Origin of the sequence: Streptomyces sp. NPDC021225, assembly GCF_044332865.1 — a bacterium.
In the GTDB taxonomy this organism is placed as follows: Bacteria; Actinomycetota; Actinomycetes; order Streptomycetales; family Streptomycetaceae; genus Streptomyces.
This window is the reverse complement of record NZ_JBIRPV010000002.1, coordinates 816,692-842,212: the sequence shown is the minus strand read 5'-3', so window position 1 is coordinate 842,212 and position 25,521 is coordinate 816,692. Positions and strand designations below refer to the sequence as shown.

Annotated in this window: 30 protein-coding genes; 10 read left to right on the top strand and 20 right to left on the bottom strand. The window is 72.0% G+C overall.

Going from position 1 to position 25,521, the window contains the following annotated elements:
* The first annotated feature begins 14 nt into the window (after positions 1 to 14).
* Positions 15 to 776 (top strand): alpha/beta fold hydrolase, encoded by a 762-nt coding sequence (locus tag ACH4S9_RS12015; protein ID WP_311728849.1) that lies wholly within the window; start codon positions 15 to 17, stop codon positions 774 to 776.
* A 62-nt stretch (positions 777 to 838) separates the two neighbouring features.
* Here the strand turns inward: ACH4S9_RS12015 and ACH4S9_RS12010 are convergent, their stop codons facing one another.
* Entirely contained in the window at positions 839 to 2,053 is a 1,215-nt protein-coding gene (locus tag ACH4S9_RS12010) for an MFS transporter (protein WP_398371407.1), read from the bottom strand.
* 138 nt (positions 2,054 to 2,191) lie between these two features.
* On the opposite strand from ACH4S9_RS12010, the gene ACH4S9_RS12005 reads away from it, so the two are divergent.
* A complete protein-coding gene (locus tag ACH4S9_RS12005) occupies positions 2,192 to 3,100 on the top strand; it encodes a LysR substrate-binding domain-containing protein (RefSeq protein ID WP_398371405.1) in 909 nt (302 codons plus the stop codon).
* 90 nt (positions 3,101 to 3,190) lie between these two features.
* Here the strand turns inward: ACH4S9_RS12005 and ACH4S9_RS12000 are convergent, their stop codons facing one another.
* Genes ACH4S9_RS12000 through ACH4S9_RS11975 form a run of 6 tightly spaced genes read right to left on the bottom strand, consistent with a single transcriptional unit; the run spans position 3,191 to position 6,597 of the window.
* A complete protein-coding gene (locus ACH4S9_RS12000) occupies positions 3,191 to 3,706 on the bottom strand; it encodes a GNAT family N-acetyltransferase (protein ID WP_311728852.1) in 516 nt (171 codons plus the stop codon).
* A gap of 34 nt (positions 3,707 to 3,740) precedes the next feature.
* Positions 3,741 to 3,983 (bottom strand): hypothetical protein, encoded by a 243-nt coding sequence (locus ACH4S9_RS11995; RefSeq protein WP_398371403.1) that lies wholly within the window; start codon positions 3,981 to 3,983, stop codon positions 3,741 to 3,743.
* Entirely contained in the window at positions 3,980 to 4,948 is a 969-nt protein-coding gene (locus ACH4S9_RS11990; RefSeq protein WP_398371401.1) for a MerR family transcriptional regulator, read from the bottom strand. Before ACH4S9_RS11990 ends, ACH4S9_RS11995 begins: the two co-directional genes overlap by 4 nt.
* Positions 4,949 to 4,998: 50 nt before the next feature.
* Positions 4,999 to 5,628 carry a hypothetical protein gene (locus ACH4S9_RS11985; protein WP_398371399.1) on the bottom strand — a complete coding sequence of 210 codons (630 nt, stop codon included), beginning with the start codon at positions 5,626 to 5,628 and terminating at the stop codon, positions 4,999 to 5,001.
* Positions 5,625 to 6,155: an RNA polymerase sigma factor gene (locus tag ACH4S9_RS11980; RefSeq protein WP_385343116.1), complete on the bottom strand. Its 531-nt coding sequence runs from the start codon at positions 6,153 to 6,155 to the stop codon at positions 5,625 to 5,627. Before ACH4S9_RS11980 ends, ACH4S9_RS11985 begins: the two co-directional genes overlap by 4 nt.
* Before the next feature lie 31 nt (positions 6,156 to 6,186).
* Entirely contained in the window at positions 6,187 to 6,597 is a 411-nt protein-coding gene (locus tag ACH4S9_RS11975) for a hypothetical protein (protein WP_398371397.1), read from the bottom strand.
* A 137-nt stretch (positions 6,598 to 6,734) separates the two neighbouring features.
* On the opposite strand from ACH4S9_RS11975, the gene ACH4S9_RS11970 reads away from it, so the two are divergent.
* Positions 6,735 to 7,556: a helix-turn-helix domain-containing protein gene (locus ACH4S9_RS11970; protein ID WP_398371395.1), complete on the top strand. Its 822-nt coding sequence runs from the start codon at positions 6,735 to 6,737 to the stop codon at positions 7,554 to 7,556.
* On the opposite strand, the gene ACH4S9_RS11965 is transcribed toward ACH4S9_RS11970, so the two are convergent.
* Together ACH4S9_RS11965 and ACH4S9_RS11960 are read right to left on the bottom strand one after the other, a co-directional pair.
* Entirely contained in the window at positions 7,557 to 7,757 is a 201-nt protein-coding gene (locus ACH4S9_RS11965) for a DUF397 domain-containing protein (RefSeq protein WP_311728859.1), read from the bottom strand.
* A gap of 11 nt (positions 7,758 to 7,768) precedes the next feature.
* A complete protein-coding gene (locus ACH4S9_RS11960) occupies positions 7,769 to 8,650 on the bottom strand; it encodes a helix-turn-helix transcriptional regulator (RefSeq protein ID WP_311728860.1) in 882 nt (293 codons plus the stop codon).
* A gap of 230 nt (positions 8,651 to 8,880) precedes the next feature.
* On the opposite strand from ACH4S9_RS11960, the gene ACH4S9_RS11955 reads away from it, so the two are divergent.
* Together ACH4S9_RS11955 and ACH4S9_RS11950 are read left to right on the top strand one after the other, a co-directional pair.
* The gene (locus ACH4S9_RS11955) at positions 8,881 to 9,315 is read left to right on the top strand and encodes an ATP-binding protein (RefSeq protein WP_398371392.1); all 435 of its coding nucleotides are present in this window, start codon (positions 8,881 to 8,883) and stop codon (positions 9,313 to 9,315) included.
* Between the two features lie 90 nt (positions 9,316 to 9,405).
* Positions 9,406 to 10,113, top strand: a complete 708-nt coding sequence (locus ACH4S9_RS11950) for a hypothetical protein (RefSeq protein WP_311728862.1) — start codon at positions 9,406 to 9,408, stop codon at positions 10,111 to 10,113.
* Positions 10,114 to 10,130: 17 nt separating this feature from the next.
* Here the strand turns inward: ACH4S9_RS11950 and ACH4S9_RS11945 are convergent, their stop codons facing one another.
* The 5 genes from ACH4S9_RS11945 to ACH4S9_RS11925 all read right to left on the bottom strand — a co-directional run bounded on the left by ACH4S9_RS11945 (position 10,131) and on the right by ACH4S9_RS11925 (position 13,762).
* Positions 10,131 to 10,673: a tetratricopeptide repeat protein gene (locus ACH4S9_RS11945; RefSeq protein WP_398371390.1), complete on the bottom strand. Its 543-nt coding sequence runs from the start codon at positions 10,671 to 10,673 to the stop codon at positions 10,131 to 10,133.
* A 443-nt stretch (positions 10,674 to 11,116) separates the two neighbouring features.
* Positions 11,117 to 11,743: a DUF6879 family protein gene (locus ACH4S9_RS11940; RefSeq protein WP_398371388.1), complete on the bottom strand. Its 627-nt coding sequence runs from the start codon at positions 11,741 to 11,743 to the stop codon at positions 11,117 to 11,119.
* On the bottom strand, positions 11,736 to 12,005 hold the full coding sequence (locus ACH4S9_RS11935) for a hypothetical protein (RefSeq protein ID WP_311728865.1): 270 nt from the start codon (positions 12,003 to 12,005) through the stop codon (positions 11,736 to 11,738). Before ACH4S9_RS11935 ends, ACH4S9_RS11940 begins: the two co-directional genes overlap by 8 nt.
* 144 nt (positions 12,006 to 12,149) lie before the next feature.
* Positions 12,150 to 13,127, bottom strand: coding sequence for an ADP-ribosylglycohydrolase family protein (locus tag ACH4S9_RS11930; protein WP_398371386.1), 978 nt, complete (start codon positions 13,125 to 13,127; stop codon positions 12,150 to 12,152).
* Positions 13,128 to 13,222: 95 nt separating this feature from the next.
* Entirely contained in the window at positions 13,223 to 13,762 is a 540-nt protein-coding gene (locus tag ACH4S9_RS11925; protein WP_311728867.1) for a YceI family protein, read from the bottom strand.
* Between the two features lie 142 nt (positions 13,763 to 13,904).
* Here ACH4S9_RS11925 and ACH4S9_RS11920 point away from each other — a divergent pair, with 142 nt between their 5' ends.
* Positions 13,905 to 14,420, top strand: a complete 516-nt coding sequence (locus tag ACH4S9_RS11920) for a MarR family winged helix-turn-helix transcriptional regulator (RefSeq protein WP_385343139.1) — start codon at positions 13,905 to 13,907, stop codon at positions 14,418 to 14,420.
* Positions 14,421 to 14,444: 24 nt separating this feature from the next.
* On the opposite strand, the gene ACH4S9_RS11915 is transcribed toward ACH4S9_RS11920, so the two are convergent.
* A complete protein-coding gene (locus tag ACH4S9_RS11915) occupies positions 14,445 to 15,554 on the bottom strand; it encodes a ferritin-like domain-containing protein (RefSeq protein WP_311728869.1) in 1,110 nt (369 codons plus the stop codon).
* A 217-nt stretch (positions 15,555 to 15,771) separates the two neighbouring features.
* Here ACH4S9_RS11915 and ACH4S9_RS11910 point away from each other — a divergent pair, with 217 nt between their 5' ends.
* The 4 genes from ACH4S9_RS11910 to ACH4S9_RS11895 all read left to right on the top strand — a co-directional run bounded on the left by ACH4S9_RS11910 (position 15,772) and on the right by ACH4S9_RS11895 (position 19,267).
* Positions 15,772 to 16,701 carry a diiron oxygenase gene (locus ACH4S9_RS11910; protein WP_398371383.1) on the top strand — a complete coding sequence of 310 codons (930 nt, stop codon included), beginning with the start codon at positions 15,772 to 15,774 and terminating at the stop codon, positions 16,699 to 16,701.
* A 30-nt stretch (positions 16,702 to 16,731) separates the two neighbouring features.
* Positions 16,732 to 17,511 carry a TetR/AcrR family transcriptional regulator gene (locus ACH4S9_RS11905; RefSeq protein ID WP_385343145.1) on the top strand — a complete coding sequence of 260 codons (780 nt, stop codon included), beginning with the start codon at positions 16,732 to 16,734 and terminating at the stop codon, positions 17,509 to 17,511.
* Positions 17,512 to 17,521: 10 nt separating this feature from the next.
* Positions 17,522 to 17,785 carry a hypothetical protein gene (locus ACH4S9_RS11900; RefSeq protein ID WP_311728872.1) on the top strand — a complete coding sequence of 88 codons (264 nt, stop codon included), beginning with the start codon at positions 17,522 to 17,524 and terminating at the stop codon, positions 17,783 to 17,785.
* A 177-nt stretch (positions 17,786 to 17,962) separates the two neighbouring features.
* Entirely contained in the window at positions 17,963 to 19,267 is a 1,305-nt protein-coding gene (locus tag ACH4S9_RS11895; RefSeq protein ID WP_385343149.1) for an NlpC/P60 family protein, read from the top strand.
* A gap of 17 nt (positions 19,268 to 19,284) precedes the next feature.
* On the opposite strand, the gene ACH4S9_RS11890 is transcribed toward ACH4S9_RS11895, so the two are convergent.
* Genes ACH4S9_RS11890 through ACH4S9_RS11870 form a run of 5 tightly spaced genes read right to left on the bottom strand, consistent with a single transcriptional unit; the run spans position 19,285 to position 25,293 of the window.
* Entirely contained in the window at positions 19,285 to 20,625 is a 1,341-nt protein-coding gene (locus ACH4S9_RS11890) for a styrene monooxygenase/indole monooxygenase family protein (RefSeq protein WP_398371380.1), read from the bottom strand.
* Between the two features lie 13 nt (positions 20,626 to 20,638).
* On the bottom strand, positions 20,639 to 21,289 hold the full coding sequence (locus tag ACH4S9_RS11885) for an ATP/GTP-binding protein (RefSeq protein ID WP_385343153.1): 651 nt from the start codon (positions 21,287 to 21,289) through the stop codon (positions 20,639 to 20,641).
* Entirely contained in the window at positions 21,270 to 21,647 is a 378-nt protein-coding gene (locus tag ACH4S9_RS11880; protein WP_311728876.1) for a DUF742 domain-containing protein, read from the bottom strand. The genes ACH4S9_RS11885 and ACH4S9_RS11880 overlap by 20 nt, the downstream gene beginning before the upstream one ends.
* Positions 21,644 to 22,138 carry a roadblock/LC7 domain-containing protein gene (locus ACH4S9_RS11875; RefSeq protein WP_311728877.1) on the bottom strand — a complete coding sequence of 165 codons (495 nt, stop codon included), beginning with the start codon at positions 22,136 to 22,138 and terminating at the stop codon, positions 21,644 to 21,646. The genes ACH4S9_RS11880 and ACH4S9_RS11875 overlap by 4 nt, the downstream gene beginning before the upstream one ends.
* A complete protein-coding gene (locus ACH4S9_RS11870) occupies positions 22,135 to 25,293 on the bottom strand; it encodes a nitrate- and nitrite sensing domain-containing protein (protein WP_398371377.1) in 3,159 nt (1,052 codons plus the stop codon). The genes ACH4S9_RS11875 and ACH4S9_RS11870 overlap by 4 nt, the downstream gene beginning before the upstream one ends.
* Positions 25,294 to 25,521: the final 228 nt, after the last annotated feature.

The window sequence follows — 25,521 nt, the reverse complement described above, 5'->3', positions numbered from 1 at the left end:
AAGGAAGCACGACAATGACGAGCATCGCAGCGGACGCCGAGGCGTGGATCCGGCGGTACGAGAAGTCCCCGGGCAGCGCGGTACGGCTGGTGTGCCTGCCGTACGCCGGGGGGTCGGCCAGCTACTTCTTCCCGGTGGCGAAGGCGCTGGCGCCCTCGATCGAGGTGCTCGCCATCCAGTACCCCGGGCGTCAGGACCGGCACCGTGAGCCGTGCATCGACGACATCGGCAAGCTCGCGGACGCCATCACCGGCGTGCTGGACGGGCTGGACGACAAGCCGCTCGCGCTGTTCGGCCACAGCATGGGCGCCACGCTGTCGTACGAGGTGGCGCTGCGGCTGGAGAAGCGGGGGGTGGTGCCCGTCCGGCTGTTCGTCTCCGGGCGCCGGGCGCCGTCCCGGTACCGCGACGAGACCGTGCACACGCGGGACGACGCGGGGGTGTTGCAGGAGCTGCGCGCGCTGAACGGGACGAGCGGCGACGTGCTGGAGAACGAGGAGCTGCTGCGGATGGCGCTCCCGGCGATCCGCGGCGACTACCGGGCCATCGAGTCGTACCGCTGCGAGCCCGGGCGGCGGATCAGCTGCCCGATCACCGCGCTGACGGGGGACGCCGACCCGAGGGCGTCGGTCGACGAGGTGCGCGACTGGGCCAAGCACACGACCGAGGACATGGACCTCACGGTCCTCAGCGGCGGGCACTTCTTCCTCAACGACCATGTGCCCCAGGTCCTCAACATCATCTCCGAGCGGCTGCTGCCGACGACCCATTCCTGAAGCCGGAGGCCGGGCCCGGGTCCCCTTTCACCCGGGCCCGGGCCCGGGCCCGGCCCCCCGTCTCACCGCCGCCGCGCGACCGCCACGTTCACCAGGGCCAGCACCGCCAGCACGCCCCCGAACCACATCACGCTCGACACCCCGATCCCGTCGGCCGCCCGCCCGCCGAGCAGCGCGCCCAGGGAGATCGCGACGTTGAACACCCCGACGAACAGCGCCGAGGCCGCCTCCCGCGCGCCCGGCTCCGGCACCGCCTGGAGCACCCACGTCTGCGAGGTGACCGACACCCCTCCGTACGCCAGCCCCCACAGCAACAGCAGCACCGTGGCCCCCGGCGTCGTCCCGCCGACCAGCGGCACCAGCAGCTCCGCCACGGCGAGCAGGGTGAAGATGACCATGAGGGTGCGGCGCGGGTCGCGGTGGGCGGTGGCGCCGGCCAGGAAGTTCCCGGCGATGCCCGCCACGCCGTAAGCGAGCAGCAGCGTGCTGATCAGCCCGGTCTCGACCCCCGAGACCTCTTCCAGCACCGGGCGGATGTAGGTGTACGCGCAGAAGTGCCCGGTGACCACCAGCAGGGTCGTGATCAGGCCGGTGCGCAGCCGGGCATTGCGGAACAGGCCGGGCACCTCGGCCAGCCGGATCGCGCGGTCGGCGGGCAGCGGCGGCAGGGTGACGGCCAGCGCGGCGGCGACGGCCAGGGAGAGCGCCGCCATCACCGCGAACGCGGCGCGCCAGTGCACCAGATCGCCGATGAGCGTCCCGGCTGGCACGCCCACGACGGACGCCACGGCGATACCGCTGAAGACGACCGACGTGGCGTGGCCGACGGACTTCTCCGGCACCAGCCGCGCCGCCAGCCCCGCCGCGATGGACCACACGCCGCCGATGCTCACCCCCACCAGAATCCGGGCGAACAGCAGCACCGCGAAGCCGGGCGCGGCCGCCGACAGCAGGTTGGCGGCGGCCAGCAGCCCCAACAGGCCGATGAGCAGCCGCCGCCGGTCGATCCGGCCGGCGGCGACGGTCAGCAGGGGCGCGGCGACGGCGGCGACGACGCCGGGCACCGTCATGGCCAGTCCGGCCGTGCCGGGCGAGACGCCGAGCGCGGAGCCGATCGAGGTGAGGAGGCCGACCGGCAGCATTTCCGTGGTGACGACCGAGAAGGTGCCGACCGCCACGGCGGCGACGGCGAGCCAGTTCCTGAACGGCGAGCGCACGGATCCGGCCCCGGTCCCGGACATGCCCTCCGGGGTGGTGAGTTCCGTGGTGTTGGACATGTCTCAAGCGAACAGCCGGAATCGGCCGGGAACAACGGAGAATTCCTCAGCCTTCTATGAGCCGGGCTTATCGACACACGATTCGACGCGCGATTCGACGCGCGAATCGACACAAAGAAGCGGGGAGGCGGCCGAAAGGTGGGCACGGGCGGGCTGGACATCCGCGAGCTGGAGTGTTTCCTGACGCTCAGCGAGGAGTTGCACTTCGGCCGGGCGGCGGAGCGGCTGTTCGTGTCGCAGAGCCGGGTCAGCCAGCTCCTGCGCTCGCTCGAGGGGCGGATCGGCGCCCGGCTGCTGGAGCGCACCAGCCGCCGCGTGCGGCTGACCCCGCTCGGCGAGCGGTTCCTGGCCGACGTACGGCCCGCGTACGCATCGCTGCACGGCGCCCTGGAGTCGGCGCGCGACGCCGCGCGCGGCGTCGAGGGCGTCCTGCGGATCGGCTTCCAGGGGGCCGCCGACGAGCGGGTGATGGCGGCGGTCGCCGCCTTCCGCGCGCGGCATCCGGGCTGTGAGCTGGAGACCGTGGAGATCCCGTGGGCGGATCCGTTCGGCGCGGTGCGCGGCGGGGAGGTGGACGCCGCGATCGTCCTTCTGCCGGTCGCCGAGCCCGACCTCGTGCTCGGCCCGGTCTTCCCTCGGCAGCCGCTGACGCTCGCGGTCCCCGCCCGGCACCCGCTCGCGCGCCGGGTCGCGGCGGTCGGCGTGGTCGACGCCGAGGAGCTGGCCGACCACCCGGTGATCGAGCCGGGCGAGCCCGCCCCGCGCTACTGGCGCGACGTCGTGGCCCCCGCCGCCACGCCCGGCGGCCGTCCCGTCCCGCGCGGGCCGCGCGTGTGCACCCTTCAGGAGGGCCTGGCCGCGACGGCGGCGGGCCGGGGCACGATGCTGCTGTGCGCGCCGACCGCCGCGCTCCACAGCCGCCGCGACATCGCCTTCGTACCGGTCGAGGGCCTGCCGGACTCGGCCCTGGGGCTGGTGTGGCGGCGCGCCGGGGAGACCGCGCGGGTACGGGCCTTCGGCCGGGCCGTGGCCGAACTGGCCGAGTAGCAGCGGATTTGTGGTGAGTTTGGGACATCGACACGCCGTGGCGTCGGCGTGTCGATGTCCCAAACTCACCACAAATCCAGCCGCCCGCCGCTACGAGCCCAACTCGCGCCGCATGCACACCCGCGGCCACCGGTCAAGACCGTGCACCGCCTCGCTGCGCCGGATCTCCCGCAGCCCGGGGGTCAGTTCGTCCTCCCCCAGGGTCCGGAATCCGCACCGCGCCGCGTAGTACGGCGCGTTCCACGCCACATCGACGAACGTGGTCAGCGTCAGCGCCCCCGCCCCCTCGGCCGTCGCCCGCCCCGCCGCGTGCTCGATCAGCGCCCGCCCCAAGCCGCGCCGGGCGCTGGCGGGGTGCACGGAGACCTGTTCGATGTGCATGTTCCCGTCCACCGGGTCGGTGATCAGGTACGCCACGGCCCGGTCGTTGCCGTTCACCGCGACCCAGGCCCGCCCGGCGCGCTGGTACGTCCCCAGCTCCTCCAGGCTCAGCGGCTCGTCGTCGGCGATCTCGTCCATGCCGATGTCCCGGAAACACAGGCCCGCGGCCCGCTCGATGTCCTGGAGGACGGGGAGCTCTTCGATGGTGCTCGGTCGTATCCGCACGCGCCCATCATCCTCCTGGGCGCGGTCGGACGGGTCACACGGGACGCACCGGCTGCCGCAGGATCGTGCGCATCTTCGCCGGATCGCTCTCGCGGACGTCGGAGAGGTAGATCTCGTGGTGCGTCCCCGCCCGCTCCAGGCCCTGCTCGGACGCAGACGCCGTACTCGCTCCGCCCGGTTCGCCCTGCCCGGTCACCCCCAGGCCGTGGACCGGCCCGAAGGTCACGAGCTCGGGCTTGTCGGCGGCGGTATACCAGGTGTTGTCCGGGTGGTTCATGACGTCTCCTCCAACGGGATCAGCAGCTGGGTGGTCAGGTGGTCGGGGGCCGTGACTGCGGGGTCGTCGAGGTAGAGCTCCCGGATCGGCCCGGTGGGCGCGTGGCCGCGTTCGACGCACCAGGCCAGCAGGGCATGCGCGGTCAGGGAGATCTGGTCGTACGGGCCCGTGTGGGTCGCGCAGGCGAACGTGCCGCCGGGGAGCAGGTCCGCGGTGGTGCCCGGCGGGGCGGGGCGGCCCTCGGGGAGCGCGGCCGTGATGGTGACGGGGATGTACTCGCTCAGGTCGACGGGGAAGAGCCCGATCAGCCGAAGCCCCTCGCCGGGCGGCCCCGGAGGTCCCGAAGGTCCCGGAGGACCCGGTGGACCCGGAGGACCCGGAGGACCCGGAGGACCCGGAGGTCCCGGAGGACCCGGAGGACCCGGAGGACCCGGAGGACCCGGAGGACCCGGAGGACCCGGAGGACCCGGCGGACCCTGCTCCCCGCGCTCCCCCGCTGCCAGCAGCGCCAGCAGTCTGCCCACACACGCCCCCGTCACCCGCCCGATGTCCTCCGGCGAGTCGGCCACATCACGGACGACGGCCACCCGCTCGGGTTCCTCCCGCCGCAGGGTCACCTCGGCGGTGGGCAGGCCGTGGGCCAGGATCCGCTCCAGGGCGGCGAGGGACCGGCGGCGGCGGGCGAGCTCGTCGTCGAGCCGGTCGCGCACGCCGCTCAGCGCGTGGGCGGGGTCCTGCCCGCCGAGCACGTCCTTGATGGCGGCCAGCGGCACGTCCAGCGAGCGCAGCAGGCCGATGGACAGGGCGTCCCGTGCCTGGTCGGCGCGGTAGTACCGGTATCCGGTGTCGGGGTCCACCCAGGCGGGCGGCAGCAGTCCGAGGTCGGCGTAGTGGCGCAGCTGTTTGACGCTGAGCCGTACGATACGGGCGAACTGGCCGATGGACAGGGGGTCGTCGTCGTTCACGCGCCTCAGCATGGCCTGTCCTACGGGGGGAGAGTCCAACCGGCCATCCCTCATCCCTCCCGTCGCGGCGCCAGACCCAGCGCCTTGAGGACGCCCTCGCTGAGGGCCACGTCGTTGTCCGGCCCGGCCTCGGTGTGGCCCGCCTCGATCCCGTAGTAGCCCTGGGTGGTGTTCACCAGTGCGTACTTCCCGTCGTCCATGCGCTCCAGCAACAGGACGTATTCGTGCCGGGGGGTGAGTTCGGGCCCGGAGGGCAGCGCGGCGCCCGGGCTGGGGTACGACACCTGGATCGTACGGCCGGGGGGCTTGCCTTTGCCCGTTGCCACCACCCTCACCGTGGCGATGGTCTCCGAGAACCCGTCCTCGTCGGTCTCACGGGTGGCGGCGACGCGCGCGCGGACGATGACATCGGCGGACCGCTCGAGGTCCCCGGTGGTCCGGTAGTACGGCTCGTCGGCGGCGACGGGGGGCCGGGCCGGGTCGTCGGAGCCCCCGCCCCGCGAGCCGAGGACGGCGATGGACGTGATGATCACGGCGAGCGCGGCGGCGAGCCCACCCAATACCAGCACGCGGCGGCGCGGCGCCCACCCGGATGGCTCGGCCGCCTCCTCCGGGGCCGCCTCCGGGACCGCCTCCGGGACCGGATTTGCTTGCTGCATCAGAGACTTGACGCGGATCATGCTGACTCCTGGGGCGAGGGGGCCGGGGCCCGGTAGAGGTCGCGAAACGCCTTGCGTGCGCGGTGCAGCCGCACCCAGACCGCCGGTGCGCCGCAGCCCAGAACCGCTCCGGCCTCGGCGGCGCTCAGCCCGTCCCAGTAGCTCAGCACCAGCACCTCGCGATGGTGGGCGGGCAGGCGGTCGAGCGTGTCCAGCACCGCCGAGTCCTGGTCGGTGGCCGCCGTCCGGCCCAGCTCGTCCGTGATGCGCCGGTGCAGCTCGCCCAGGCGGGCCTCGGCGCGGTAGTGGTTGCGTACGAGATTGCGTGCGGTGACGAACAGCCAGCCGGCCGTGATCTCGCCCCCGCCCCCGTCCTTGAGGGTGTGCTCCCACGCGATGCGGAAGACCTCCGCCGCAAGCTCCTCGGACGCGCCGCGGTCGCCCACCCTCCGGTGCACGAAAGCGACGACGCGCGGGTGTTCGCGCGCGTACACCGTGGTGAACCGCGTCGAGCGCCCGCGCTCGTCCCCCGTTTGAATCGTCTTCACGCCCCCTATATGTCTGGCGCCCCCGGCATCCTTACCGGGCCGCACCCAGGATTCGTCGCAGCCCCACGAACTCGAACTCCCCGAACACCGCCACCACCACCGCCCCGACGACCATGAACGCCCTCCCCAGCCCGGTGAGCCCCACCACATCCGTGCACGCGAGCACCACAAGCCCCACGCACGAGAGCGTGTTGACCACGACCACCGCCCCCGCCGACCGCGCCGGGATCCGCTCGTATCCGGCGATCAGCGCGAGGACGACGGCCCCGCCCAGCATGGCGATCCCGAGCGCGACCGACCAGCTCACCGGCAGCCCCAACAGGCCGTCGAACCACGTCGCACCGGCGAGCATGACGACGCCGAAGGCGCCGGTGGACCAGCTGTCGACGCGCAGGGTGGTGCGCAACAGTTCCGGCGTCGTGGTCATGGCCTGGGCGCTCATACGGGTCCCCTCGCTATCCGGGCCCGGGGCCTAGCCCGGCCCCTGGTCTGCGCAAACGGTGACACCCCCGCGGTCATGGGCTCAATGACCTCCGAGGTCATGGCCCCGCTGATCAACCGGCGGTTACGCTCCTCGCCATGGATGTGGAACAGCCGTCCCGGGTGGGTGCCCTGCTCCGGGAGTGGCGTCGGCGCCGCAGGCTCAGCCAGCTCGAACTCGCCCTGCTCGCGGACAGCTCGGCGCGCCACCTCTCCTGTGTGGAGACCGGCCGCGCCCGCCCCAGCCGGGCGATGGTGCTGCGCCTGTCCGCCGCCCTGGACGTTCCGCTGCGCGAGCGCAACACGCTGCTGATGGCCGCCGACTACGCCCCCGCGTACCGGGAGAGCAGCCTCGACGACGAGGACATGGCCTCCGTGCGCACCGCGCTCGACATGATGCTGGCGGCCCACGAGCCGTATCCGGCCGTCGTCGTGGACCGGCTGTGGAATGTGCTGACCGGCAACCGCGCCATGTCCGTCCTCATGGACGGCATACCGCCCCATCTGCTGGACCCGCGCCCGAACGTCTACCGGCTGACCCTGCACCCCGACGGCCTCGCCGGCCGCCTGGCCAACCTCGACGAGGTCCGGGCCCTCTTCCTCGAACGGCTGCGCCGCCAGGCCGACGCCAACGGAGACGCGGAGCTGCGGGCGCTGTACGAGGAGGTACGCGACTACCCTGCCCCCACCGGCGCGATCACCCCGAACGCCGACGCCCGTACGACGACACGGCCCAGCCCCATCCAGGTGCCGCTGCGGGTGCGCACGCCGATGGGCGAGCTGTCGATGTTCGGCACAATGGCCACGTTCGGGGCTCCGGCAGACGTCACGCTGTCGGAGCTGGCGATCGAGCTGTTCTACCCGCTCGACGAGTTCACGGCGAAGGCCCTGCGGGCGCTGGGGTCCGGGGCCGCTGGCTGATCAGCTCGTAACGCCGTCGAAGTCCCCGGCCTTCGCGGCGGCGAGGAAGGTGGCCCATATCTCGCGGGTCGTCGCGGCGGTGACGCGCGGGTCGTCGCTCTCCCGGAAGTGGACCAACCCGTCGGGCCCGGCGGCGATCTCGACGCACTCGCCCTGCGGACCAGTGCTGAACGAAGACTTGCGCCATATACGCTCGGACATCGGACTCCTTCTCACAGTTCGTACATCACATGCTGGATCAAGCTCAGAGAGTCGCGGCCGCCGTGGGACTCCGGCGTCGCTTCCGGGTCGACGGGAGCGAGCGCCAGGTCCGTCAGCTTCTCGAACATCTTGGCGTACTCGTCGATGTGCTCTCCATCCCCAAGGAACATCGAATTGCCCGGGTACTCGAGATAGACGGTGTGCAACTCGGGCGTTGAGCCCTCGAAGAGCAGGAAGGGTCGACTGAAGGCCGCGTATGCGCCCCGTTCGAACGGGAAGATCTGCACGGTCACATTGGGCAGCCGGGCAAGTTCGATCAACCTCAGCAACTGCTTGCGCATGATCCTGCCGCCGCCAACCTGCACGCGCAGCGCCGCTTCATGGATCACCGCGTGATAGGTGACCGGCGACTCGCCATCAATGACCCGCTGTCGCGCCATCCGGAAGCCCACGTATCGATCGTCGTGCGCGTGATCCTCGCTGGTGGCGAGGATTTCCGCACGCGCGTAGTCCTCTGTCTGGAACATTCCCGGGATGAACAGCGGCTCGTGCATCAGGATCGCCGTGGAACGTGACTCCAGCTCCGCCAAGTCGAGGGCGCTTCGGCCCATGACGTCGCGGAACTCGTCCCACCACCCCTTGCCGTGCACCTGCGCCATCTCCATGAGCCCGTCGAAGAGTGGCCCCTGCGGACACCCGTACTCGCGCAGGAGCTTGTAGAGCCGATTCCGCGACACGTCGATCCGGCCCGCCTCGATGTTGCTGATGCGAGCGCGGTCCGCCTCCAGGATCACGGCGGCCTGGTCGCCTGAGAGTCCGGCCCGATTGCGCAGCTTGCGCAGTTCAGCGCCGAGGCGGCGCTGACGCTCGCTCGGCTCACTCCTGGGTGCCATGCTCACTCCTCCTCACGATGTGCGGGCAGTCTGCACAGCGCCCGAGCGGGCGGTCCACCGGTTGCGCCTTCCACCACCCCTGCGGGGTAACTTCCCGAGAAAAGGTTGCGGAGTGGGAAAACTGTTCCCTACCGTCGCAATCGACCTTATCGCGCTGCTCAACGCACAAGTGAGCAATCAGCAACGCCACTTGCCCTGACGACACGCGAACCCCACCCCAGGAGGCCGACATGCCGCCTTCCGACTCCCGCCTCGTCTCCCTCGTCTTCCCGCCCGAGCCCGTCTGGGTCCGGGCCGCCAGGCAAGCCGTCCGTACCCTCCTCGCTGCCGCCGACCGGCGCGACCTCGCGGACACCGCGCTGCTCCTCACCTCTGAGGCCGTCACCAACTCCGTGAACGCCTGCCTGCGCAGTGGCTGCTCGACACCCGTCACACTCTTCGCCGAGTGGACCGACCCCCACCACCTCCGCGTCCTCGTACAGGACGAGGCCCCCGGCCTCCCCGTCCCCCGCGCACCGGCGGCCACAGAGGACGAACAAGGCCGAGGGCTGGCACTCATCTCCTACGGCGCCGACGCATGGGGCGTCTGCGCGCATGGTCCAGGGCCCGGCAAGGCGACATGGTTCGAGCTGGGACCCTGCCCACCAGCCCCCGCAATCGGGTGAATCCGGCGCATCCCCGACGCGTACAGCGATCGACTCCACCGTGGATGGCTCAAGGTGGTTCTCCTGACGTCGGAGTGATCGGAGTTCACCGTGCGTCGATCGCGTCTCCTGACCGCCTGTGCCGCCATCCTGTTCGGCCTCTCCGCCACGGCCGTCGGCTCCGCCTCGGCGGCACCGGCCCCGAAGGCCGCGCCCGAGCAGGTGACCGGGACGGTCAGCCTGTGGTCGGCCCAGTACAAGGGCGCCGGCAATTACGTCGACTGCCCGAGGATGGACCACCCCCTCGACATCACCCTCGTCCTGAACACGCCGCCCGTGGAGCGGGAGTACATCGACCGCTGCGGTGACTCCATGCGCGCCGAGTGGCTCGTCACCTACCGCTACGTCAGCCCGGCCCCGAACTCCAACCTGGCCAGCGCCACAGAGAACCAGGTCAGCGTCCATGTGCGCGGAGTGCTGTACGAGGGCGACACCGAGCAGACGATGAGCAAGAAGGGCGAGCTCGACCAGGACCTCTCCCTCGGCCCCGGCCGGCCGCTCCAGCAGACCGTCGAGATCCGCAACCAGGCGCAAGCCGGCCCCGACGACGACGCGAGAAAGACCGACAAGGCCTGGGCCCAGTTCGACCTCACGGACGACAGCCCCCTCACACAGTCCGAGACGTCCCCGCTCTCCCCGCTGAAGGACAAGCTGGGCGGCCTGGGCGACAAGCTCGGCTCCTTGGGCAAGCTGGGCAATGGGGGTGGGCTGCTGGACTCCCTGGGCGGCCTCGGCGGGAAGCCCCTCTCCATTCCGTAATGCCGGGCCCCAAGCGGTCAGGGGCCAGGGGCCAGCCGGCCCTCGATCCGTTCTCGCAGCTTCACCGCGCGCGCGTCGTCGTAGCCGGCCAGGAGCCGTAGGGCGTCGCCCCAGTGCCGCCTGGCAGCTACCGCGTCTTCGGCCGACAGCGACGTCGCGAGGGCGTCCAGGGCCAGGGCCTGGTGCCAGGAATCACTCAGTTCCTGATGGACTGCGGTGGCCCTGCGGAAAAAGTCAGCGGCTTCGCCAGTGCGCTCAAGGCGTTGGTACGTCCTGCCCGCGCCGTACCAGGCGAGCGCCTCGCGGCTGCGGTCGCCCAGGCGACGGTGAATCGTGGCAGATCGCTGGTAGGAGATCAGTGCCTCGGCACACTGCCCGCGCGCTTGCTGGGCATCGCCCAGATAGAGCAGCCAATACCCCTCCATCACGCGGTCGCGCAGCTCCAAGGCGATGTCCAGGGCCTCGTGCGCCGTCCGGGCGGCCTCGGTCAGCTCGCCGCGCTCCAGGTGGACAGCACTGCGCATGCGCAGGACATTGCCCACGCTGCCCTTGTTCGCCATCCGCTCATGCGCCACAAGGGCTTGTTCAAGATTGCTTCCTGCGCGGTGACCGGCTCGCCCGGGTCGTACCCCCGTAGGTTGACGTAGAGCTGGCCGTCGGGAAAGTCGGCCTTCACCTGGTGGGCCCAGCGCAGGGCCAGAGATGTCTTCCCCGCTCCGGCGGTGCCAGCGATCACACATATGGCGACGACGACAGAGTCGCCCTCCCCGCCGGCCAAGATCGCATCGAGGCGGTGCAGCTCCTCCGTACGGTTGACGAAGCCTCTGACGTCACCGGGCAACTGTCGCGGAACGACCCGAGCCGGGTCGTCCGCCGCCCGGGTGCTGTGGAAGTGCACTCCTCCGGAGATGGCTCCCGCTTGTACGACATCGCGAGAGGATCCCGACAGATCGTTGTCCGTATCTCCCCGACGCCTCCCGTCCGCGTCGTCCCTGGTGATCGCTTACACCGCTTTCGGTTGCGGCGGCGAAAGGTGGGCCACGCGGCGTTCGAAGTAGGACAGCAGATCTTCCCCGGCCTCGTACAGCTCCTTGATGAAGCGCTCCCAGCGCTTGGTCAGCTCGGTGTCCGTGAAACGGATCGCTCCGTCCAGGACGCCGGCTTCGGTGTAGACGACCTGGTACAGGACCTGGCCGCCGACCACCACGACTTCGGGTAGCGGGCCAGTGGTCTCCAGCGAGCCCAGGGCAGCGGGCGTGACGACTCGAATCTTCTTACCGGCCTCCGACTGCACCCGCAGCGCGTGCAATTCCCACTGCATATAGGGCGTCAGCGGCTCTTCCGCCACGCGAACGCGGTGGAAAGCGGTACCGCGCTCCCGGTCGCGCTGGGCCGTCTTGAGCAGCGCTTCCCGTTCCTCGCCGAGAAGCCGCAGGGATTCCTCCCAATGGCCTCGGCAAAACGCTTCCCAGCTGTCGTCCCGTTCCTCGAACTCCTGCTGTCGCTCGAACTTCCAGGAGTGACGATCCCGGAGCTCCGCTCGACGCTGCCGGTATTCGCTCCGATATGCCTCGAGGGACAGCCGTTCCCCCTGGGAGAGGGGGAGTTCGAGGGCGCTCCGGTCAGGCATCCGCGATGTCCGGCTTCGCGGAGCGGAGCATGCGTCCGGGAATGACCACCAGGCGCTCATCCGAGGCGATGGTGACATCCGCGGGCAGACGTGCGGCGTAGGCATCGGTGAGATCGCGTCCAACGATGGCGATGTCGCCGTTGCCGAGCTCCCAGATGTCCGGGCAGCCGTCCTCGTCCTTGGTCGTGCCCAGCTCCTTGGCCGACTTTCCCAACCGCCGCACGAATAACGCGGACGGATCGGCTTCCCAGGGACGGGCCATGTTGTCTCCCCCTATGCGCTCAGCTCGATCGCTACCGAGCGTATGGAGGCCCTTTACCTACCGCAAGGAGCATGCCGGTCAACATGGCCGAGGAACGCCCGCACGGTCTACGGCGCCCCAGGGGAGTGCGGTGCTGCCCCGTCGTCAGGGCATCTGCGCCACCCACGCGGGCAGCGGCTCGCGTCGTTCCAGCCAGTCGGCCGGGACGGCCGATACGCCCGTGGCCGCTCCGACGACGCCGCCCACGATCGCGCAGGTCGTGTCGACGTCGCCGAGGCCCTCGGCCGTGGTCCACAGCGCGGCGATCAGGTCGTCCTGGTGGCGGGCGGCGCACCAGAGGGCGAAGGGGACGGTGTCGTCGGCGCGGATGCGGCGGCCGCTGCCGAGGAGGTCGGCTGCCTGGCGCGGGGTGGTGGCGGGTGGGAGCTCGGTGGCGTGGGTGAGGCCGTCGCGGACCGGGCCCGGCGGGGTGCGGTCGGCGGCCTGGCGCAGGAGGTCGGGGATGGGAGCGCGGCGGGCGGTGAGGGCCGCCGCGACGGCGACCGCGACCGCGCCGGCGATGCCCTGGGAGTGGGCGTGGGTGACCTCGGCCGAACGGCGGGCCTGTTCGGCGGCGTGGTCCGGGTCCGCGCTGAACCACGCGCCCAGCGGTGCGACCCGCATCGCCGCGCCGTTGCCCAGGCTGCCCTCGCCGCCGAACAGGGCGCGGGTGGCGGAGGGCCAGGAGGAGGGGGCGGCGGCGAGGGACGGCAGGAGTTCGTGCATGCCGCTGCCGTAGCCGCGCCCGGGGTCGGACAGGAAGGTGTCGGCCAGGGTCTGGGCCAGCTGGGTCCGGTCGATCTTCCCGTGCTCGTTGAGCGCGCTCAGCACGCCGAGCGCCATCGCCGTGTCGTCCGTCCAGGGCCACCGCGGCTCCTCGGGCACGGCCCGCGCCCGGATTTCTTCGTACGCCCGCCGCCGGTCGCGAAAGAGCGGGAACCAGCGCTCGCCGAAGGCGTCGCCCAGGGCGAGGGCCTCGATGCTGCGGCGGGCGGCCGCCGGGTTCGGAGTCGGGGTCGAGGTGGGGGTGGGGGTGGGGGTCGGAGTCGTCGGGCTCGGGTTCGGGGCCGGAGTCGCGGTCATGGTGCGCATCGTGCCAGTGGGGGGTGGCCCGCGCATCGCCGTTTTCCCGGCCACCGCGCCTCCCGCGCCGCGGTGTCCGTCGCCGCGTCCGTCCCTTACGCGCGCCCGCGGGTGAAGAGGGCCTCGACGGTGACCGTGGTGTGGCCCTTCATCATGCCGAGCCGGTTCCAGGTCAGCCCGAAGTCGGCCGGGTCGACGGTGAGTTCGGCGGCCAGCGTGACCTCGTCGGCGGTGGCGCCGGGCCCGGTGGCGGTGAAGGACAGCGGGCGGGTGGTGCCGCGGACCGTCAGCTCACCGGAGACCTCCACCGCGCCCTGGGGGTCGGGGGCGGCGCGGTGGGCGGTGAACACGAGGGTGGAGTGGCGGTCGGTGTCGAAGAAGTCCGCGCTGCGCAGATGCGCGTCGCGCTTGGCGTGGCCGGTGTCCACCGAGGCCGCGTCGATGGTCAGGGTGCCGCTCGCGGAGCCGTCGGGCAGGGTCTCGGCCTCGCCGTCGACGTTGGTGAAGCCGCCCTTGACCGTGACCATTCCCCACATGGTCTTGTGCTGGATACGGACCCGCGTCCGCGCGGGGTCGAGGATCCAGGAGCCGGGCTGGACGGCCGAGGGGGGCGTGGCGGCAGCGGGTTCGGACATGACGGGAGGCCTTTCATACGGGCAGGTCAGGAGCAGTGTCAGGAGCAGTTTTAGGTAGCCAGATATTAAGTAGCTAGTTAGACAATAGCTGGCGTTGATACCCTGGGCAAGACGGCCGGAAAGCGCGAGAGGGGTGCGAGACATGGCGGAACGCCCGGAGAAAACGCGCGCGGGCGACGACGGCGACGCGCGGTGTCCCACCCCGGAGGACCTCGCGCTGCTGGAGCAGTGGGACGTCCTCCAGTCGGGAATGCGCCGGCTCACCGATCAGCTCCTGGACGACGTCGAGGCGACGACCGACCTGGCGCCCTCGTCGTTCCGGGCGCTGTGGTTCCTGCTCACCGCCCCCGAGCACGCCGCACCGATGAACCAGCTCGCCGCCACGCTCGGCTTCACCACGGCCGGGACCACCAAGGTCGCCGACCGGCTGGCCGAGGCCGGGCTGCTCGAACGGCACCCCTCGCCCTGCGACCGCCGGGTGACCCTCGCCCGGCTGACCGAGCCGGGCCTGGCCGCCGCCGTCACCGCCGCGCTCACTCTGGCCGACGCCCTGCGCAAGCGCGTCGTCGGGCCGCTGGGCGCGCAGAGCTTCGCCTCCCTCGTGGACGGGGTCGGCACGGTGGACCCGACCCCGGGGGCGCGGCGCGGCTGCCCCTGAGCCCCAAGCCCCCGACCGCGAACCTCAGTCGTCCGCCGCACCCTCGGCGATCGCCGCCGACACCTCCCCCGTACGCGCCGCCTCCTCCGCCCTGAAGCGCTTCGCGTCGAGCCGGTCGGCCAGCTCCTCGTCCTGGGACATCAGCTGGTCGAGATCGCCGTCGCCCAGCTCCAGCACGCCCATGTCGACATACGCGCGCCGCAGCCGCACGCCCCACAGCCCGATGTCCTTCACACACGGCACAATCCGGCTGAACAGCAGCTTCCGGAAGAGCTGGAGCTGCGGTGACCTCTCGATACACTCCCGCGCCTCGGCGCTCGGGATGCCGAGGTTCTCCAGGACCTCGACCCCGCCCAGCCGGTCGCGCATCAAGTAGCAGCCCTCGATGACGAACTCCTCGCGCTCGCGCAGCTCCGCGTCCGTGAGCTGCCGGTAGTAGTCGCGCAGCGCCATCCGCCCGAAGGCGACATGGCGGGCCTCGTCCTGCATGACGTAGGTGAGGATCTGGCGGGGCAGCGGCTTGTCGGTGGTGTCGCGGATGAGCCCGAACGCGGCGAGCGCCAGGCCCTCGATGAGCACCTGCATGCCCAGGTACGGCATGTCCCAGCGGGAGTCGCGGAGGGTGTCGCCGAGCAGCCCGGCCAGGTTGTCGTTGATCGGGTAGAGGGTGCCGAGCTTGTCCCGCAGGAAGCGGGCGTAGATCTCGGCGTGCCGCGCCTCGTCCATGGTCTGGGTCGCGGAGTAGAACTTGGCGTCCAGGTCGGGGACCGATTCCACGATGCGCGCCGCGCACACCATGGCGCCCTGTTCACCGTGCAGGAACTGGCTGAACTGCCAGGCGGCGAAGTGGTGCCGCAGCTCGCCCTTGTCCCGCTCGGTCATCTTGGCCCAGTGCCGGGTGCCGTGGAGGGCGAGGGTCTCGTCGGGCGCGCCCAGCGGGTCGTACGGGTCCACCTCCTGGTCCCAGTCGATCCGCTTCACGGCGTCCCACTGCTTGTCCTTGCCCTTCTGGTAGAGGGCGAGCAGCCGCTCGCGGCCCTCGTCGTAGTCCCAGCTGAAGCGGGCCGCCCCGGCGGTCGGCACCTGCCACATCGGGTCCCCGGGGTCCATCGCGTAGAGCTCCTGCGTCGACACCGGCGCCTCCTTCGCCTTGCTCGCTCCCCCGTGAACGGTTGGGAAAACGCAGGCTCACACGTCTAGTACGGCCGGGTCCTATGACGCTCGAGGATCGGTCGAGCGAGACCTCCACTCGGCCGTACACAAGGGATTGACGTGCTTGCTGACACATCGTCTCATAAGATGTATCCGCCGGTAACCCTCCCGGCGGCCCGCCCTGACCGAGGTGCCGACCATGACGACTGCCACCCCACCCTCCGCGCCGCGCGACGCGCTCGGGCTCCTCAAGGACCGCGAGAAGGTGGCCGAGCGGCTGCTGAAGTCCTCCGCCCGGCACTCCTTCGACCCGGACACCGAGCTCGACTGGGACGCGCCGTACGAGCCGGACAAGTGGTTCTGGCCGCCGGAGCTGGTGTCCCTGTACGACACGCCGATGTGGCGGCGGATGCCGGAGGAGCAGCGCGTCCTGCTGTCCCGGCACGAGTTCGCCGCGCTCCTCTCGCTCGGCATATGGCTCGAGGTGATCCTGATCCAGCTGCTCACCCGCCATATCTACGACAAGCCGTCGACCAGCGCGCATGTGCGCTACGCGCTCACCGAAATCGCCGACGAGTGCCGTCACTCCAAGATGTTCGCCCGGCTGATCGCCAAGGGCGGCACCCCCGCTTATCCGCCCGCCCGGCCGCACCACAACCTCGGCCGCTTCTTCAAGACGGTCTCCACGACCCCCGGCTCGTTCACCGCGACCCTGCTCGGCGAGGAGATCCTGGACTGGATGCAGCGGCTGACCTTCCCCGACGAGCGGATCCAGCCGCTGGTGCGCGGCGCGACCCGGATCCATGTCGTGGAGGAGGCCCGCCATGTGCGGTACGCGCGCGAGGAGTTGCGCCGCCAGATGGTGTCGGCGCCGCGCTGGACGGCGGAGCTGACCCGGATCGGCTCTGGCGAGTTCGCCCGGGTGTTCGCGCGCGCCTTCGTCAACCCCCAGGTGTATGCGGACGTCGGGCTCGACCGGCGCGCGGCGGTGGAACAGGTGCGGGCCAGCGCACATCGGCGCGAGGTGATGCGCACCGGCGCGAAGCCGCTCACCGACTTCCTCGACGACATCGGCGTGCTGCGGGGCGCGGGGCGGCGGCTGTGGCAGAGCTCGGGCCTGCTGGCCTAATCGCACGCAGGGCCGGTTACGCTGCCAGGCATGACGACAGGCAGCGGCACCGCCCCGGCGCACCCGGCGGAAACGACCCCCGCCGCCGCGCGCCCCGCGCGCCGCGGCGCCTACCGCCGGCTCAGCGTCGAGGAGCGGCGCGCCCAGCTGATCAGCGCCGCGCTCGGGCTGTTCGCCCACCGCGCGCCCGAGGACGTCTCGCTGGACGACGTCGCCACCGCCGCCGGGGCCTCCCGCCCGCTCGTCTACCGCTACTTCCCCGGCGGCAAGCAGCAGTTGTACGAGGCCGCGCTGCGCACCGCCGCCGACGAGCTGGAGCTGTGCTTCGCCGAGCCCCGGAGCGGCCCGGTCACCGTACGGCTGAGCCAGGCGCTCGACCGCTATCTCTCCTTTGTGGCCGAGCGCGACACCGGGTTCAGCGCGCTGCTCCAGGGCGGCAGCGTCGCCGAGACCTCGCGGACCAACGCCATCGTGGACGAGGTGCGGCGGGCCGCCGCCGACCAGATCCTGCTCCATCTGGAGGTGGCGGAACCCGGCCCGCGGCTGCGGATGATGGTGCGCACCTGGATCACCGCGGTCGAGGCCGCCTCGCTGATGTGGCTGGACGAGGGCAAGCAGCCGCCGATGGCGGAGCTGCGCGACTGGCTCATCGACCACTTCGTCACGCTGCTGGCCGCCACGGGCGCGAGCGACCCGCAGACGGCGCGGGTGCTGCGGGCGGCGCTGGCGATCGAGCCGGCGGAGGGGCAGGCCGGGGCGCTGGCCCGGCGCCTGATGCCGGTGCTCGGCGACGCCTCCCACCTGCTGTGAGACTGGTGCGGTGAGAAGCGAGGAGACGCCCTTTGTGGGCGGGCCGCTGGACGGCCGGGTGCTGCCGGTGCTGACCGGGCTGACCGGGCAGCCGCCGAAGACATACGAGGTGCCGGTCCCCGACGAGGGCGGCGGCGCGCCGACGGTGTACGTCTACCGCCGGGTGCCGGCCGCCACTTCGCGGCGGCTGGGCCTGGTGCGCGGGTGGCGCTACGAGTACGACCCGGAGGGCAAGCCGCACCGGCTGAAATGGCCCTGGTCAAAGCCTGACTGACGTCACGACAGGGCGTCGGCTCGTACGTGTATGCGAGGGAACGGGCACGCGGACCGGCCGCCGGACGGGTGACCGTATTGCCCAGACTGCCAACAATTCTCCCGAATATACGACTGGTCATGTCACGATCGCCCCGAGGTCGTCGAGCCCGGAGGTGAGACCGTGTCAGGACGCATCGTGAGATCGGTCTGCGCGGTGGCGCTGACCGCGGCCGCCGCGGTGGTCGCCCCCGCCCCGTCAGCGCCCGCCGCGGCCGCCCCCGCCGAGCAGTCCGTCGCCGAGCTGCTGACACAGCTCAAAACGGCGTACCGCAAGGCCGAGGAGGCGACCGAGGCGTACAACGCCACCGAGGAGAAGCTGCGCAAGCAGCGCACCAAGACCCGGGCGCTGGCCGCCGCCCTCGCCCGCACCCGCTCCCGGCTCGCCCTCAGCCACGACGACGTGGGGCGGCTGGCCCGCGAGCAGTACCAGGGCCACACCCAGCTCTCCTCGTACTTCTTCCTCATGGCGCTGCTGTCCCCCAGCCCCGACCAGGTCACCGAACAGACGCGCGTGCTCGGCCGGGCCGCCGACCGCCAGGCGCTCCTGATGGAACGGCTGGCCAGAGGGGAGGTACACGCGGCACGGCTGGTCCAACAGGCCAGGGCCTCGCTGAAGAAACAGCTGTCCCTCGCGACCAAACGGAAGAAACAGCGGGACAAGGTCGAGAAACGCCTCACCGCCATCGAAGTGAAACTGGCCTCGCTGAGCCGCCGCCAGATCCGGGCCATCCAGAAACGGGAGCGGCAGGACACCGAGAAGGCCCAGCGCGAGCTGCTCGACTCGGGGGCCCTCGACCCCCCGGTGCCCGACATCGCGCCCGACATCGCGCCCGACACCGACCCGGACGACGTCGCCCCCGACCCGCAGACCGACGACGCCGACACCGGCGCCGACGCGAACAGCGACACGGGCAGCGACACCGGCAGCGGAACCGACGCCAAGGAAACTCCCAAGGAAACCCCTAAGGAAACTCCTAAGGAAACCCCCTCGGAGCCCACCCCCGAGCCCGAGGCCTCCGAGACCCCGCCCCGGCGCCCCAAGGAGACCGTCCACCGCCGCACGCCCCGCCGCGCCTCCGCCTCCAAGGCGGCCGGGCAGCGGGCGCTGCGGTACGCGCTGAAGCAGATCGGCAAGCCGTACGTCTGGGGCGCGGAGGGGCCGCGCTCCTTCGACTGCTCGGGGCTGACCTCCCAGGCGTGGGCGCACGCCGGGCGGCGCATCCCGCGCACCAGCCAGGAGCAGTGGCGCCGGCTGCCGCGGGTGAAACTCAACCGGCTGCGCCCCGGGGATCTGGTGGTCTACTTCAAGCGTGCGAGCCATGTGGCGATCTACGCGGGCAACGGCATGGTGGTGCAGGCCCCGCGCCCAGGGGGCCGGGTCAAGCTGTCCCCGATCGCGTCCAACCCGCTGCGCGGCGCCGTACGCCCCACCAAGGGCTGACGGCGACCCGGCCGCACTCAGCCCACCTGCTCGGCCGCCTCGCTCTCGGGCTCACCAACCGCCTCGCCGACCGACTCGGCGACTAACTCGCCGTCCGTATCCGCTACGGCGGCCCCGGCCTCCGCCTCCTCCAGATACGCCGCGGTCTTGTCCGGCTCGTAGAAGAAGTTCTCGAAGTCGGCCGGGTCGTCGAAGCCGTTGGCGAAGCGGTGGGCGACCGCGGGCAGCTGGCCCGCCGCGCCCAGCAGCCGCACGATGTGCTCCGGCGGCGGGGCCAGCATCGCGTTGGTCCACTTGGTCACGTGGCGCGCCGTCGCCCAGAAGCGCCCGAACGTCCGCCGCATCCACGCCTCGTCGAAGGGCCGGTCGCCGTGCTCGACGATGCTCTCCAGATACGAGGTGGCGCACTTGGCCGCGGAGTTGGACCCCTGCCCGGTGAGCGGGTCGTTGGTGACCACGACATCGGCCACCCCGAGGACCAGACCGCCGCCCGGCAGCCAGCCGATGGGGTCGCGGACGGTCGGGGCGTAGCGCCCGGACAGCGTGCCGCCGGCGTCCGTCAGCTCGACCCTGGTGGCCCGCCCGTACTCCCAGGGCGTGAACCACTCCATGAGCTCGAGGGTGAGGGCCAGGTGTTCGGAGGGGTCGGTGACGCCGCCGAAGACATCGGCCGGGCCGCCGGGGATGGCCTCCCAGAACAGGATGTCGGCGCGCCCGGAGTTGGTGAGGGCGGGCATGACGTACAGCTCGCCCACATCGGGCACCAGATTGCAGCGCACCGCTTCGAGCTCGGGGTGTTCGAGCCGGGGGGCGAGGTTGTGGACATAGGCGACGGCGAGGGCGCGCTGCGGGGTGGTGTACGGGGAGCGGGCGGCGTCCCGGCCGAAGAGGGCGCCGAGTTCGCCCTTGCCCGCGGCGACCAGCATCAGGTCGTACCGCGCCGCCAGGAAGTCCAGGTCGGAGACGGCGGCGCCGTGGATGACCAGCCGGCCGCCACGCCGCTCGAAGGCATCCATCCAGCCGGCCATCTTCAGCCGCTGGTCGACGGACTGGGCGTAGCCGTCCAGCTCGCCCAGCCAGTCGACCAGGCGCGGATGCCCCAGCGGGGTGACGGGACCGGCGACCGAGACGCCGAGACCCTGGATGCGCGGGGCCTGCTCCTCCCAGAAGTTGATCTCCAGATCGCGCTCGTGCTGGAGCGCGGTGTGGAACATGCACTGGGTGGACATCACCCGGCCGCCGCGGATCTCGTCGGCCGTGCGATTGGACATCAAGGTGACGTCGTACCCCAGGGCCTGGAGCCCCAGGGCGAGCTGGAGCCCGGACTGACCGGCCCCGACGATCAGGATCCTGCGCATGGCCGGGCCCGTGTCACTCGGGCGAGACGTCCACGGCGAACCTCACCAGGGCGAGCAGAGTGTCGGCCACCGAAATGCGGTTGCGGGCGTCCATGCTCACCACGGGCACCTTGGCCGGTACGGAGAGGGCGTCCCGCACGTCCTCCGGCTCGTACTCCGGCGTCCCGTGGAAGTGGTTGACCGCGATGACGTACGGCAGCCCGCAGCTCTCGAAGTAGTCGAGCGCCGGGAAGCTGTCCTCCAGCCGCCGGGTGTCGACCATCACCACCGCGCCGATCGCGCCGCGCATCAGGTCGTCCCACATGAACCAGAACCGCTGCTGGCCCGGGGTGCCGAACAGATACAGCACCAGGTCGGAGTCGAGCGTGATCCGGCCGAAGTCCATCGCGACCGTCGTGGTCAGCTTCTGCGGGGTCGCGGCGAGGTCGTCCACGTCCTCGCTGGCCCGCGTCATCAGCGCCTCGGTCTGAAGCGGTGTGATCTCCGAAACCGCACCGACGAACGTCGTCTTGCCGACGCCGAAACCCCCCGCGACGACGATCTTGGTGGCGATAGGGGCCCGCGAACGGTCCGTCTGCCACCCCTGGAGCGCCTCGTCGGCCCCGGGTATGTTCGGCACCCGCACCGGTGCCACCGTCATCGTCTCAGAGTCTGCGAAGTCCACTGAGCACCCTTTCGAGCAACGCGCGTTCCGGCTGTCCGGGGCTCCGCCCGGTCCCGTACACGCGGATCTTTCCCTGGTCCGCGAGATCGCTGAGGAGCACGCGCACCACACCGAGCGGAATCTTGAGCAGCGCGGAGACCTCCGCGACCGAGCGCATCCGGCGGCAGAGGTCGATGATGGCGCGGATCTCCGGCACCATCCGGGAGGCCGGCCCGCTGAGCGCGGGCTCGACCGCCCCGTCCGGGGTCTCCAGCGTGGCCACGAAGGTCTCGACCAGCAGCACATGGCCGGAGCGGGTCCGGCCGCCGGTGAGCGAGTACGGGCGTACGCGGGCGGCCTTGTGGGACGCGGACGTCACTGCGCGGACTCCAGGGACCGGCGCAACTCGGTCCGGAGCTCGGGGGTGAGCACATGCCCGGCCCGGCCGACGAACAGCGCCATGTGGTACGCGACCACCGTCATGTCGCAGTCCGGCGTGGCGTGCACGCCCAGCAGCGAGCCGTCGCTGATCGACATGACGAACAGGCTGCCCTGGTCCATCGCGATCATCGTCTGCTTGACCAGCCCGCCGTCCATCAGCTTGGCCGCGCCCAGCGTCAGGCTGCCGAGGCCGGAGACGATGGTCGCCAGGTCGGCGCTCGACCCCTTCGGGCCGTCCTGGGCCGTCGGGTCCGCGGCTTCCACGGCCGCCGCGGCGTGCCGCGCGTCCGAGGACAGCAGCATCAGCCCGTCGGAGGAGACGACGGCGACCGAACGGACGCCGGGCACCTCCTCGACCAGATTCGACAGCAGCCAATGCAGATTACGGGCCTCAGAACTCAACCCATATGTGCTACTGGGCGCATTCACCTGCGTGCCTCCTCAACCGTGCCACCCTCGTCCTGCGCCCCCGATTGTCCCCGCTGCCGCTCCCCCGCCGGGCCACGACCCGCGAACTCGGCCTCGGCGTCGCGGCGTCCTTCGCGCGCGCCCTTCTGGAAACCGCCGAGCCTGCGCCGAAGTTCCTCGGCGTTCACCGCGCCCGTGCGCTCCTGCGGATCCGGTTCCGGCAGGGCCACGTTCCTCGGGGTGCGCTTGGGAAGTCCCTTGTCCGTGAGGCGCCGTTCGGGCAGGCCCCGTTCGCGCGCCGCCGCCTGTTCCGGGGCCCGCTGCCCGGGCACCCCGGACAGCGCGGTCCCGGCCCCGTCCGGGGCGTCCGCCGCCGCACGGCGCTGGGGCAACCCGGGCTGGTGGGCCGCGTCCTGGCCGGTCGCGGCGGTCGCCGAGGGCTCAACCCCGGGCCGGGTGTGCTCGGCGCGCTCGATCAGAGACGGCCCGGTGACCGACCGCGTCGCGTCCGCGGGCCCGGCCGGAGCCGGTACGCCGGCGGCCGGGCCGTCGGCGATCGGCGCGTCGGCGATCGGGCCCCAGGCGTCGGCGCCGACCGGGCGCATGCCGTGGCCGCCGATCGTGTCACCGCCGCCGCGCTGGGCCGGCCGACGCGGGTCGGGGACCGTCTCGCCCCGGCGCCCGGAGAGCTGGATGGTCCGCTCGGCGGCCTCCACCAGCGGGTCGGGGTCCTGCTTCGCGGCGCGCCGCGGCAGCATGGGCAGCGTCCCACCGTCGGACGGCATCGGGTGGCCGCGCGGCGGGGTCGGCTCCTGGGCGAACTCGAGGCCGGGGGCGGCCGCCGCGGCGGGGTCCGCCGTCCCGGGCCGCGGGTCCTGGGCCGGCCCGCCGGACGGCGTACCGGTGGGGGTCGCCGCCGTACGAGCCGGGCCGTCGGCGCCTTCCGTGGCGGCGCCCGGGCGCGGCAGCCCCAGGCGCCCACCGCGCCGGTGCGACAGCGTCCGCGGCGACTCCAGGTCGGCCGCGGAGGTCCCCGAGGCGGTGAGGGCCGGGCGGACCTGCCCCGGAAGGGTGTTGGAGTTGGCCTCGGCCACCGAGCCCGGGAAGGACGGCAGCGAGGCGCCGCCGTACGACGAGCCGGCGGGCACGGCGGGCGGCAGCCCGGCGCCGGGCGGACCGGCGGGCAGGATCTTGGTCGGCAGGACCACGACGGCCGCGACCCCGCCCGGCTTCTGCTCGCGCAGCTGCACCCGTACGCCGTGGCGCGCGGCCAGCCGGGTCACCACGTACAGGCCGAGCCCCAGCGGGTCCTCGGGCTGCGGGCCCTGGCAGTACTCGGGCACCGGGTCGGCCAGCCGGCCGTTCAGCTCGACGAAGCGCTCGGGCGTCATGCCGATGCCCTCGTCCTGGACGGAGAGCATGACCTCGCCGCTCTCCAGCAGCCAGCCGGCGATCTGCACCATGGTGTCGGGCGGCGAGAACGTGGTCGCGTTCTCCAGCAGCTCGGCGACCAGGTGGCTGATGCTGTCCGCGGCGTAGCCGGCGACCTGGGCGTGCTGCGGCAGGGACTGGATCTGCACCCGGTCGTAGCGCTCGACCTCGCTGATCGAGGCGCGCAGCACATCCAGCAGGGGCACCGGCCCCGGGTGCGCGGCCTTGTTCTCGGAGCCCGCGATGACCAGCAGGTTCTCGCCGTAGCGGCGCATTCCGGTGGCCAGGTGGTCGAGCTGGAAGAGGGTCTGGAGCCGGTCCGGGTCCTGCTCCCGCTCCTCCATCTGCTCGATGATGGTCAGCTGGCGCTCGATCAGGCCGAGGGTGCGCAGCGCCAGGCTGACGAAGCTGCCGTGGACGCGGGCCCGCAGCCCCTCGAGGCGGGTGGCGACCGCGTCCCGCTCGCGGCGCAGCTCGGACCGCTCGTCGGCGAGCTTCCGCCGCTCCTCGATCAGGCGGGTCCGCTCGGCATCCAGCTTCAGGGCGCGCTCGTGCTCGCGCACCGCGGCCTGGTGCATCTGGTTGACGGCCCGCACGGCCTCCGCGAACTCGTCGTCGCGGCCCTTGAAGGCGATCGGCTCCTCGGCCACCGGGTCGGCGGCCACCCGCCGCGCGCCGAGCCGCAGCGCGGCCAGCGGCCGGGTCATCGAGCGGGCGGCCTGGACGCTGGCGCCGATGGCCAGCAGCAGACAGGCGCCGAGGAGGCCGATGCCCACCTCGAGGTCGGTGACCTCGTCGTCGCGCAGCTTCTCCAGATGTTCGATCTCGGCGGTGGCCAGCGAGGACTCCACGCCGCGCATCCGGTCGATACGGGCGGACAGGCTGGACTCGACGCGCTCGTCGCTGAGGAACCGGTCGGTGTCGGAGAGCTGGGGCTGGTCGGTGAGGCGGGCGATATAGCGCTCGGCCGCGGTGACCTCGGTGCCGTTGACCGTGCGGGCGAAGCGGTCGCGGACGGAGGACGGGGCGAGCTGGTTGAAGTCGGAGAGCGCGGACTGCTCGCTCACATTGGTGCGCTGGGCCGCCGAGGTGAGCTTGGGCTGGCTGCCGCCCGCGGCCAGCGCGCCGAGCAGCAGCCCGCGGGTGGCGGAGGCCTCTTCCGTGGCGCGGCCGAGGGGGGCCAGCGCGGCCGCGGAGCCGTCGTCGGCGCCGGCCTCCAGCCTGCGGGCCAGGGTGTCGGCGAGGCCGCCGAGGGCCTGGATGGTCTCGGTGTAGCTCTCGTACACGTCCAGCGCCGAGCCGTTGCCGGTCAGCGCCTGCTGCCGGACCTTGGGCAGCGCGTCCAGCAGCCGCCGCACCTCGGCGGGGGTGCTCGGGCCCACCTCCTTGACCTGCCGGTCCACCCGGGCCCGCTGGCTCTCGGAGACCCCGGCGCCGGAGGCGGAGTTGCGCCCGGCCGCGACGTACTCGGTCATGGCGTCGCGCTCGTCGGCGAGGGCGTGGGAGAGGGTCACCGCGCCGCGGTTGGTCTCGGCGAGGTCGACCAGCTTCTGGGCGTCGGTGGTGTCGTCGAGCGCGCCGAGCACGGCCGGGGCCCCGGCCCCGAGGACGGCGAGGGAGACGATGGCGACGGACACGGCGAGCCGGTTACGGACGCGTGCGGTGCTGCGCTGCGGCGACGCCTCCTGCCGGCGTGGCTCGCCGCCCTGCTCATGGTTGCTGCCCCGAAGCCGCTTCTTCCGCACCGGTGCTCACAATCTTTTCTCGCCCGACCCACTGTGGTTCCAGAGGTGACGACGGTTCAACAATTGTGCTCGCTCCCCCACCTCTGGTAGGGGTTCCGACCCTTTCAGGAGGGCTTGGGATGGATCGGATCATCCGTTCCAGCCACCCTGAACGAGTGAACCGCATTGCGTAGTTGACCACCAAACTTCGGTCGCGGGCCATACCCTCCTTCAACCTTTCACGGGTTG